Source organism: Campylobacter sp. GB48 (assembly GCF_049221845.1).
GTDB classification, from domain to species: domain Bacteria; phylum Campylobacterota; class Campylobacteria; order Campylobacterales; family Campylobacteraceae; genus Campylobacter_D; species Campylobacter_D lari_C.
The window spans coordinates 1-2,192 of record NZ_JBMJAR010000039.1; the positions used below are offsets into that span (position 1 = coordinate 1).

Consider the following 2,192-nt stretch of genomic DNA (forward strand, 5'->3'; position numbering starts at 1 on the left):
ATCCTCCAACTATACATGGATTCATAGTTTTATAATTATCACTTACTATGCAGGTTTTACTTTTTTGCATAAGAGAGGTTTCATCCACCTCTTCGGTTTTTTCTTCTTCATCTAAAGCATTATCACCTATTAAATTAAGCGAAGCAGTTTGCTCAAAGTCAGGTAAATCTCCACCTTGAGAATTATCTATATTAGGAAATTCAGGTTTACCTACATCAGGATTTAAACTTAGCAAAAAAGGATTAAAATTAAAATTGTCATATCCCAATGTCTCATTAATATGTTTTGTATAAGTAGATTTTATATTATCATTGATATTCTTAGCATCAACATATGCATTAGAATAATCATTATAAGCATTAAGCCAATTATCAAAAGCTTGAGTGAATTTAGGATCATTGTAACTTAGCTTACCTTTATTGACTAAATCTAATAATCTATTAAATTCAGCTTGTGCTTTAAAATAGTCTTGTTCTTTGTCTTTAAAGATTTGCTCTAGTTCTTTGTATTTGTTATATTCAGCTATTAATTTATCCTTATTATTATTTAAATAGCTAAATAAAGCTTTATTGTTAGCTAGAGTTGTTTCGCTTTGATTTTGCAAAGATATAAATAAATCTTTTGCTTCATTTGATATTCTATTTTTATCAAATGTTTCATTCTTAGTATAATAAGTCAGAAAATCTAAACTTTGCAAAATACCTCTGGCTTCATTCTCATCTTTTATATTAAAATATGTTTGAATAAAAGCTATTTTGTCACCTTCTGTGGTATCTAGATTAAATTTGCTATAATCTTCTAATAATTTTTCTAACCCAGCTATATCTACCACATAACCTTTTTGAGTGATATCTTCTATGATTTGAGAGATTACTTCTTTATTGAGGTCGTCTTCTTCTAAAGATACATCAGAATGATTTTTTATAAAATTTGGTGTTTTTATATCTTTAATTTTAAGTTCAAAATCTTGTTTCAAATTGTCAGAAGATGTATATGGTTTTTCAATTACTTTATTTAAATTTGTTGCAATATTAGCAAATTTCCCATTTTTATCATAATATACATACACATTGTTGATTTTCAAACTATCACTTGAGCGAGCAAACAAATCATTGTAAGTTGATTCATTTCCTAACTCCATATCTTGACCAAAATAAATAAAAATATTTTCAAAAAAAGTATTATTTTGTGCTGAATTCCAAAAATCTAAATAACCAGCAAATCCACCAATAAAGTTCATATGAGCCATATATCCAACATTTTTTATATCATTTAAAACAATATTTTTAAAAGAATAAAATCCTGGTATAAAATGTCCTCTTCCTAAAAAACCTCCAACAAAGGTATTAATAAATCCAGTTTCACTAGTAATTTCTCTAATTTTACTTAAAGTGATATTTTCTATTATAATACTTTTTTTATCTGAAATAGATGAATTAAGATATCCTACAAAACCACCTATAGATGCTTCATGTTGTTGTCCAGGATTTGATAATAATCCAACAACAGATATATTATCAATCTTTATTGTATTATAATTTCCACTATAAATTACACCAGCAAATCCTCCTAGATTAAAATAACTAGAATAAGCACTGCTTCCGTAAATAGCATCTTTAATATTGCTTATTTGTATATTATAAGCATCGACACCGCTTAACGATCCAGCAAATCCTCCAACATTAATAATTTCACCTCTACCTCCTTCACCATGCATATAATAAATATTTTTTAAGCTTATATCTTTAAAAGTTCCATTTATACCAATACCTACAATACCTCCGACAAACAGACCACCTAAAACTCTACCATTATTATAATCAACAATAAAGTTTTTAATATGCGCATTGTTTGTATAACCAAATATACCTACATATGTTGGCTTATTATCATCTAAAACTTTAGCATTTATATTAAGATTCTTAAGCGTAAATCCTTGACCATCAAAAATCTTAGTAAATACTTTTTCCCTATCAAAACCAACTATCATACTAGTACAACCCAACCCATCTATACAATAATTTGCATAGTTTTGCCAATCTTTACTCTCTACCCCTTTACCTTGATTACCACTAAAATCTATATTTCCAACCAATCTAAACTCATCAATTTCTCTAGTAACACCTAAACCTTCATTCCAACCTTTTGCAAAGTGCCACCATTCTATGGCATTATCTTTTTCATTTCCCATG

At 27.5% G+C, this 2,192-nt stretch carries 1 pseudogene; it reads right to left on the minus strand.

What is annotated here, in order from left to right:
* Positions 1 to 2,192: pseudogene (locus tag ACOTVC_RS08555) on the minus strand (hypothetical protein); the annotation flags it as partial.